Origin of the sequence: Raoultella sp. (genome assembly GCF_039594335.1) — a bacterium.
In the GTDB taxonomy this organism is placed as follows: Bacteria; Pseudomonadota; Gammaproteobacteria; order Enterobacterales; family Enterobacteriaceae; genus Klebsiella.
Window position 1 is genome coordinate 1 of sequence record NZ_JBCNNS010000182.1, and the last position, 6,310, is coordinate 6,310.

A 6,310-nucleotide genomic window follows, 5' to 3' on the forward strand; every position below is an offset into this window, starting at 1 on the left:
CAGGGCATCACCATGGGTGATGAGTTCCACCAGCGCAATATCGCCACCTCGGCGCTGCTGATGCGCACGCTGGCGCCGCATCTGGCGCGCCTCAACCACGATAAACAGCAGGTTGCCGAAGTGATGGATTTCCTCGCCATTACCGATCAGTTCTTCCTTAACCTGGCGATGGCCTACTGTAAATCGGCGATGGATGCCGGGGCGCAAATTCGCGCGGGTAGCATCGTCACCGCGATGACCCGCAATGGCGATATGTTTGGTATCCGCGTCAGCGGGCTGGGCGATCGCTGGTTTACCGCACCGGTAAACACACCGCAGGGGCTGTTCTTTACCGGGTTCTCTCAGGAACAGGCCAACCCGGATATGGGGGATAGCGCCATTACTGAAACGTTCGGCATCGGCGGGGCGGCGATGATCGCGGCTCCGGGGGTGACCCGTTTTGTTGGCGCGGGTGGGATGGAGGCGGCGAAATCCGTTTCCGAGGAGATGGCGGAAATCTTCCTTGAGCGCAATATGCAGTTGCAAATTCCGGGCTGGGATTTTCAGGGGGCCTGCCTGGGGCTGGATATTCGCCGGGTGGTCGAAACCGGCATTACTCCGCTTATCAACACCGGTATCGCGCATAAAGAGGCGGGGATCGGCCAGATTGGTGCCGGGACAGTCAGAGCGCCGCTGGCCTGCTTTGAACTGGCGCTGGAAGCGCTGGCCGACGAGCTGGGCGTGAGCTGAGGAAGCGCGATGGAGAGTATTCGTCCGCTGATAGGCAGCATTGATGCGCCAGACCATCGCCAGCCGTGGCGAACAGGCGGCCTCTGGCGGCGCACGATTAATCTCTATGTTGAAGGCGGCGCATTGCTGACGCTGCATCCTCAGGGGATGGGGGTAAGCCCTGGCGGATGGGTCGTACGCCATCGTGATTTTATCCGGCTGCACGCGCTGCTGCAGGCGGGGGCGTCGCCGAACGCGCTGGATGACGGCATTCTGGTTGGTGACCTTTTGCTGTTGCCGCCGCGCAGGCGCTGCTCACTGCGTCTCCGTTATCAGCCTGACGCCGCTTATCTGCCGACAGAGTTAATCCGTCGGCCGGAGGAGACCGGACTGTTCGGGCCGCTGTCGCAGGCTATCGAGCTACCGCAGCAGCCTGAGTTGCGGCAGCTATGCCGCTGTTTTGCCTGGGCTCTGGCTGGTAACACCGTCGACTGGCGGCTGTGGCTGGGAAAAGGGCCGGGCCTGACGCCGAGCCTGGACGACATGCTGATCGGCATGATGCTGGCGGGGTGGTGCGCGGGGCGGATGTCCCACTGCGGCGGACGGACATTCTTTCGCGCCTCCGGCGATCTGCATGCGGTCACGACCCAGGTGAGCGTCAACTATTTACGCTACGCCAGCGAGGGACGCTTTGCCTCGCCGCTGATGCATTTTGCGCATGCCCTGCAATGTGGGCGACGTATTGCACCCGCCGTCGAAGCCGTGCTGGCGATGGGACACACCTCCGGCGCTGACACGCTGCTGGGATTCTGGCTCGCGCAACATATTATCTAAGGACTTATTTATGAAAACGCTGGTAGTTGCCCTTGGCGGCAACGCTTTATTGCAGCGCGGAGAAGCGCTGACCGTGGAAAATCAGTATCGCAATATCGATAGCGCGGTTCCCGCGCTGGCGCGCCTGGCGCAGAATTACCGGCTGGCCATTGTTCACGGCAACGGGCCGCAGGTGGGGTTGCTGGCGCTGCAAAATCTGGCCTACGGTGACGTTGAACCTTATCCGCTGGACGTACTCGTGGCGGAGAGCCAGGGCATGATCGGTTATATGCTGGCCCAACGCCTGGCGCAGGAATCACTGATGCCGCCGGTATCGATGGTGATGACGCGCATTGCGGTAGCATCGAGCGATCCGGCTTTTTCAGCTCCGGAGAAATTTATTGGCCCGGTTTACGAGCCTGAGCTGCAGAAGCAGCTGGAGAAGGAGTACGGCTGGACGATGAAGCGCGACGGTAAATATCTGCGTCGGGTGGTTCCTTCGCCGACGCCTGTGAGGATTGAAGAGAGCGAGTCGATTGAGCGCCTGCTGGGCGAGGGGCATGCGGTGATATGCTGTGGCGGCGGCGGGATTCCGGTGCTCGAGAGCGGGCACGGCGCGGAGGCGGTGATCGATAAAGATCTGGCCGCCGCGCTGCTGGCGGAGCAGATTGATGCCGATGGTCTGGTGATCCTGACCGACGCCGATGCGGTGTATGAACATTGGGGCACCCCATTGCAGCGACCGATCCGCGAAGCGACGCCAGAAGAGCTGGCGCCGTTTGTCCGCGACGACGGCGCGATGGGGCCGAAAATCGCAGCGGTAAGCGGCTACGTTCTCCGCCGGGGCAAGCGGGCGTGGATTGGCGCGCTGTCTCGCATCGATGACACTCTGGCCGGGTTGGCGGGAACCTGCATTAAGCCCTGATCCGTTGGCGAAAAACCCCCGATGGCTATCGTGCGCGCTTTCGGCGGGGCTGATGCGCCTTGCCCGGGCTACGGGTTTATGCGGTTTGCTGATTACGAGGCCAAATGATTGTTGGTTTTGTCGCGGGCGTGGATTGACGCGCTGACGCGCACGGGGTCATGCGAGAGGGGAGGCCGGACAGGTGCGCAGCACCGCCTCAGTGAGACGTCCCGAAGAATCAGAGCCGCTGGAAGATTGGGTAGCCCGGCTCAGGCGCAGCGCGCCGCAAGCCGGGACAACGGAGAGCTGGATTACGCCAGTTGGGATTGTGCCCAGAAGATACCGCTAGCGTACTCTGGCGGCAGGATAGGTTTTAAGGCTTCCAGCGTGGCACTCAGGCGGTCGGTATCGCTGTCGGTCAGGTTAAGGTGACCCACTTTGCGTCCCGGACGCACCTCTTTGTCGTACCAGTGCAAGTGCACCAACGGCAGTTTCAGCCAGTCGTAGTTCAGATCGGTACCGATCAGGTTGATCATCACCGAAGGGCTATTTACTACCGGCGGCGGCAGCGGCAGGTCGGTAATCGCCCGTAGATGCAGTTCAAACTGACTGATCGACGCCCCGTTCTGGGTCCAGTGACCGCTGTTGTGTACGCGCGGCGCCAGCTCGTTAATCAGCAGGCCGTCAGCGGTGACAAAACATTCCATCGCCATCACGCCCACATAGTTCAGCTCGTTCATAATGGCGGTAAGCATGCTTTCCGCCTGGTCCTGCTGGTGAGCATTGGCCTGCGGGAAGGCGACGCTGGTACGCAAAATGCCCTCCTGGTGCAGGTTGCGGGTGAGCGGGTAGAACACTGTGCTGCCATCCTGCGCGCGGGCACCAACCAACGACACTTCGGCAGAAAAGTTGATGCCTTGCTCAACGATGCATTCGCCATAATTTTCATCCGGCAACTGCGCGGTTTCATTTTCTCGCAAACGCCATTGGCCGCGACCATCGTAACCGCCGACACGACGCTTCACGATAGCCAGCTCGCCCAGGCGGGCGAATACCGCCGGCCACTCGTTTTTATCTGCCAGCAGCTGCCACGGCGCGGTGGCGAGCCCGAGCTTATCAAACAGCTGTTTTTGCGTCAGACGGTCGGCGATAATCGGGAACACATCGCGGTTAACAAACGCCGGGTGGCGCGCCAGTTCACGAGTAAGCGCGGTTTCCGGCCAACGTTCAATTTCTGCCGTGATCACGCTTTGCTGAAACGGCACCGCTTCAGGATCGGCTTCCAGACCGACGGGCCAGACGGCGATACCCAACGGTTCCCCGGCCTGACGTAGCATCCGGCCTAGCTGGCCATTGCCAAGGATACAAACCTGTTTCATACCGCACCCCGTGGGTCAGGATTCTCCAACACCTCATCGGTCTGGGCCTGACGCCAGGCGCTCAGACGCTGATGCAGTTCAGCGTCATGCACCGCCAGAATCTGCGCCGCCAGCAAGGCGGCGTTGGCGGCACCGGCTTTGCCGATGGCCAGCGTACCGACTGGAATTCCGCGCGGCATCTGAACGATAGAGTAGAGACTGTCTACGCCGCTGAGCGCCGCACTTTGGACCGGCACACCTAATACCGGCACCAGGGTTTTCGCCGCAATCATGCCCGGCAGATGCGCTGCGCCGCCCGCACCGGCAATAATCACCTGATAACCGTTGCTTTCCGCGCCTTCGGCAAAGCTAAACAGCTTATCGGGCGTCCGGTGTGCGGAGACCACTTCAACATGGTACGGAACGTTCAGGGCATCAAGGATTTCTGCGGCAAACTGCATGGTAGCCCAGTCGCTTTTGGACCCCATCACGATGGCGATACGCGCCGAATTATTGCGGGAAGACATGCGTCTTAAAACTCCTGTGGTGCGAAACACACTGCTTTCGAGGGCACAGAGAATAGCATGTAATACGGGGAAGGAAAACGGTTGCGCGGTTAAAACTTGAGCCGTTGTTACCACCATGACATAACAAAACAGACCGCAATATGGCGGTCTGTTTTCGTCAATCAGATGTCATTATTTGGTCAGTTCAGCGGTCATGTACACGCGGTTATTGACCTGTGCGCTGGTAATTTTGTAAGACGCACCTTGTTCAGCAGCCTGAGCGGCGATTTTCGCTTCTGCGCGGTCGAGGGTAGAAGCGCTCGCACTGACGCTCTGAGCGAAAGAACCAAAAGAGATCAGAGAAAGAGCTGCAACTGCAACGAAAGTTTTGATGGATTTCATAGTCGTATTCCTGAAGTAATTTATCTGAGATAGGGCGTTTTGCCCTGATGTGATAAATAATAGGCTGACCGTGAGCCGATTAAAACCGGAACAATTTGCCGGTGTTATTCAAAAAAATAGAATGAAATTTGAAGGGTCAAAACGGAAAAGCGATCAGCTCCACGCCTTCAGGCGTGACGTTGACCATGGACCCTTCACTGTGCCAGGCACCCAGTACGACACGGTGGGCCGGTTCGCCATTGGCGATAAGGGAATGTACATCGGGACGATGAGTATGACCGTGGATCAGCCACTGGACGCGATGCTTTTCCATCACGTTGACCACGGCTTGCGGGTTAACGTCCATGATGGTCATGGATTTGCTGCTGTTGGCGGCTTTACTGCCCGCACGCATTCTGGCGGCGATACGGTTACGGATAAACAGCGGCAGGGCCAGGAACACTTTTTGGATCCACGGGGTGTGGACTTTAGCGCGAAACGCCTGATAACCGGTATCGTCGGTGCAGAGCGTATCGCCATGCATGATCAGGATCTTTCGTCCATAGAGCTCGAGTATCTGTTCTTCCGGCAGCAGTTGCATACCGCTTTCGCGGGCGTAGCGCTTGCCGAGCAGGAAATCACGGTTGCCATGGATGAAGTAGCAGGGAACGCCGGAATCCACCAGCGCTTTAATGGCAGCAGCCATTTCCCGGTGCAGCGGGTTAGGGTCGTCGTCGCCAATCCAGGCTTCGAACAGGTCGCCCAGAATGTACAGCGCGTCGGCGTTTTTTGCTTCACCGCGTAAAAAACGCAGAAAACCGGCGGTGATCGCCGGTTCTTCTGTTTGCAGATGCAAATCCGCAATAAAAAGTGTCGCCACGAATTACTCGCTGACGGTGACGCTTTTGATCACAACATCTTCTTTCGGCACATCCTGATGCATACCGCTGCGGCCAGTAGAGACGGCTTTGATCTTGTCAACCACATCCATACCTTCAACCACTTCGGCAAATACACAGTAGCCCCAACCCTGCAGGCTTTCGCCGGAGAAGTTCAGGAAGTCGTTGTCAACCACGTTGATGAAGAACTGTGCAGTCGCAGAGTGAGGTGCCTGAGTACGGGCCATCGCCAGCGTGCCACGGGTGTTTTTCAGACCGTTGTTCGCTTCGTTTTTGATCGCCTCTTTGGTCTCTTTCTGGCGCATGCCAGGTTCGAAACCGCCGCCCTGGATCATAAAGCCGTTGATCACGCGGTGGAAAATGGTGTTGTTGTAGAAACCTTCGCGGCAGTAGTTCAGGAAGTTTTTAACTGTTTCAGGCGCTTTGTCATCAAAGGTTTTGATTACGATATCGCCATGATTAGTGTGGAAAGTAACCATTTTTGCATCCTGTTCCGTTATTGTGGTGCGTCAACCCGTGTTCGGGTCACATATAGGGGCTTGTTATAGCATAACCACAGGATGCGATCACCTTGCATTGTGTGCTGCTTCGGGTTTGAATTACAGGTAGAATACCCGGTTTTCAACCACACACGTGTTTACATGGAATCTTCGATGTTAAAAATCTTTAATACAATGACGCGCCAAAAAGAGGAATTTAAACCTATCCATGCCGGGGAAGTCGGCATGTACGTGTGTGGTA

The 6,310-nt window shown here is 57.7% G+C and carries 9 protein-coding genes; 4 read left to right on the forward strand and 5 right to left on the reverse strand.

All coding sequences use genetic code 11. From position 1 onward, the window contains the following. The 3 genes from ACZAHD_RS20580 to ACZAHD_RS20590 form a co-directional block, all read left to right on the forward strand. The coding region (locus ACZAHD_RS20580; protein WP_462458410.1) for a YlbE family protein at positions 1-729 on the forward strand (729 nt) is incomplete at its 5' end. 9 nt (positions 730-738) lie between these two features. Further along, positions 739-1,542: an oxamate carbamoyltransferase subunit AllH family protein gene (locus ACZAHD_RS20585; RefSeq protein WP_462458411.1), complete on the forward strand. Its 804-nt coding sequence runs from the start codon at positions 739-741 to the stop codon at positions 1,540-1,542. 10 nt (positions 1,543-1,552) lie between these two features. Continuing rightward, on the forward strand, positions 1,553-2,446 hold the full coding sequence (locus ACZAHD_RS20590) for a carbamate kinase (protein WP_462458412.1): 894 nt from the start codon (positions 1,553-1,555) through the stop codon (positions 2,444-2,446). Positions 2,447-2,736: 290 nt separating this feature from the next. On the opposite strand, the gene purK is transcribed toward ACZAHD_RS20590, so the two are convergent. From purK to ppiB, 5 genes are all read right to left on the reverse strand, one after another. Further along, complete coding sequence (purK, locus tag ACZAHD_RS20595; protein ID WP_462458413.1) at positions 2,737-3,804, reverse strand: 5-(carboxyamino)imidazole ribonucleotide synthase; 1,068 nt, start codon at positions 3,802-3,804, stop codon at positions 2,737-2,739. Then, entirely contained in the window at positions 3,801-4,310 is a 510-nt protein-coding gene (gene purE, locus ACZAHD_RS20600; protein WP_462458414.1) for a 5-(carboxyamino)imidazole ribonucleotide mutase, read from the reverse strand. Before purE ends, purK begins: the two co-directional genes overlap by 4 nt. A gap of 171 nt (positions 4,311-4,481) precedes the next feature. Further along, positions 4,482-4,691: a YdgH/BhsA/McbA-like domain containing protein gene (locus ACZAHD_RS20605; RefSeq protein WP_462458415.1), complete on the reverse strand. Its 210-nt coding sequence runs from the start codon at positions 4,689-4,691 to the stop codon at positions 4,482-4,484. Positions 4,692-4,827: 136 nt separating this feature from the next. Then, positions 4,828-5,550: a UDP-2,3-diacylglucosamine diphosphatase gene (gene lpxH / locus ACZAHD_RS20610; protein ID WP_462458416.1), complete on the reverse strand. Its 723-nt coding sequence runs from the start codon at positions 5,548-5,550 to the stop codon at positions 4,828-4,830. A 3-nt stretch (positions 5,551-5,553) separates the two neighbouring features. Further along, on the reverse strand, positions 5,554-6,048 hold the full coding sequence (gene ppiB / locus ACZAHD_RS20615) for a peptidylprolyl isomerase B (protein WP_462458417.1): 495 nt from the start codon (positions 6,046-6,048) through the stop codon (positions 5,554-5,556). A gap of 174 nt (positions 6,049-6,222) precedes the next feature. On the opposite strand from ppiB, the gene ACZAHD_RS20620 reads away from it, so the two are divergent. Beyond that, positions 6,223-6,310 (forward strand): hypothetical protein (locus ACZAHD_RS20620; protein ID WP_462458418.1); only part of this gene is annotated, 88 nt, incomplete at its 3' end.

What these genes read in the sequence shown, in the direction of transcription:
- ACZAHD_RS20585 (WP_462458411.1), top strand. Translation starts at nt 739, where the DNA reads ATGGAGAGTATTCGTCCGCTGATAGGCAGCATTGATGCGCCAGACCAT.
- ACZAHD_RS20590 (WP_462458412.1), top strand. Translation starts at nt 1,553, where the DNA reads ATGAAAACGCTGGTAGTTGCCCTTGGCGGCAACGCTTTATTGCAGCGC.
- purK (WP_462458413.1), bottom strand. Translation starts at nt 3,804, where the DNA reads ATGAAACAGGTTTGTATCCTTGGCAATGGCCAGCTAGGCCGGATGCTA.
- purE (WP_462458414.1), bottom strand. Translation starts at nt 4,310, where the DNA reads ATGTCTTCCCGCAATAATTCGGCGCGTATCGCCATCGTGATGGGGTCC.
- ACZAHD_RS20605 (WP_462458415.1), bottom strand. Translation starts at nt 4,691, where the DNA reads ATGAAATCCATCAAAACTTTCGTTGCAGTTGCAGCTCTTTCTCTGATC.
- ppiB (WP_462458417.1), bottom strand. Translation starts at nt 6,048, where the DNA reads ATGGTTACTTTCCACACTAATCATGGCGATATCGTAATCAAAACCTTT.